Annotated in this window: 1 protein-coding gene; it reads left to right on the top strand. The window is 38.5% G+C overall.

All coding sequences use genetic code 11. From position 1 onward, the window contains the following. On the top strand, window positions 1-1,412 hold a 1,412-nt coding region (locus ACOVQ4_RS23735), incomplete at its 5' end, for a response regulator (RefSeq protein WP_421823063.1). Between the last annotated feature and the right edge of the window lie 54 nt (window positions 1,413-1,466).

The raw sequence follows: 1,466 nt of genomic DNA, 5'->3' as shown, positions 1-1,466 counted from the left end.
CGCTACAATTGCATGTCATGCAAGGAAATATCAACATTTTTTTGACCGAAATAGCGGAGGAGTTTCAAGAATTGGCGACAGAGAAAGGAATTGACTTCAGGATTATTCCAACATCTTCTCAACAAACCCAATGGTTTGACAGGCAGATTCTGGAGAAAATTGCGATTAATCTTCTCAGCAATGCCTTTAAATATACCTCCAACGGCAAAAAGATTGAGATACAAATATTGGAAAGCTTAGAAAATTTTCAGCCTCAGTATCAGTCTCAACTGCGCATTAGCAATGGCTATTCTAGCGCTCAAATGATTTATCTCCGTGTGGCTGATGAAGGAATCGGGATTTCTCAAGAATCTATTTCGCAACTTTTTGAGCGATATTATCGTACCACAGAGTCGCATATTGGTTCAGGTATTGGATTGGCTTTTGTCAAAAGCTTGACAAAATTACACAAAGGCTCGATATGGGTAAGTAGCCAGCGAGGTGCTGGTACCGAAATGTTGATTGGTATTCCTTCAGGAGAAAAAGATTATCTCGAAAATGAAAAATGGTTGAGAAACAGAACTCAAATTAGACTAGAAAGTCTTTCAAATTCACTAGAAAGTCAATTTACCGAGCCAGAAGTCTCTTCAATACTATCCTTTTCGCAAGCTTCTACCCACAAAATTTTGATTGTAGATGACAACGAGGAACTACGAACATTTTTGAAGGATGCTCTTCAACCTGAGTATCAAATTTTAGAAGCCGAAAATGGGCAGTTGGGATACGAACAAGCCAAGCAACATCATCCCGATGTGATAATTAGCGATGTCATGATGCCTGTCATGAATGGTGTTGAATTTTGTAAAAAGCTCAAAACTGACCCACTTTTGAATCATATTCCGTTTTTGATGCTCACTGCCAAATCGGCCTCAGAAGCTCAATTGGAAGGAGTTGCCTCGGGTGCAGATTATTATTTTGCCAAACCACTCAGTATAGATATCCTTGTGATAACGCTCAAAAATATTCTCAGTCAACGCCAAAAATTGAAAGAGAAATATGGTTTTGCTCAACTATCCGAAAAAATCCAAAAAATAGACGAAGAAAAAGACCAAGCCTTTTTGCATGATTTTTTACAAATTATTCATGAAAACCTTTCAGACCCAGAAATGAATATCGAGTTGATTTGTAATAAAATAGGCATGAGTCGTACCAAACTTTACTCAAAGGTCAAAGATTTAACAGGTCAACCGATTGGAGATTTTATCAGAAGTATTCGCTTAAAAACAGCGCTTCAACTCATGACCGAGCAACAAATGCCAATTGCCGAAGTGATGTATCAAGTGGGTATTCAAACTCAATCCTATTTTACCAAAGCCTTCAAAAATGAATTTGGCAAAACACCAATGCAGTTTTTGAAGGAGTTGAAGGGCTGAGGGGTTAGGCAAGGAGGGGATAGGGGTTAGTGTTATGGTTATGGTTGAGGGATC

Origin of the sequence: Flectobacillus sp., from assembly GCF_049240685.1 — a bacterium.
GTDB lineage: Bacteria > Bacteroidota > Bacteroidia > Cytophagales > Spirosomataceae > Flectobacillus.
Note: the sequence above shows the minus strand (reverse complement) of the source record. Positions and strands in the feature narration are given on the sequence as shown.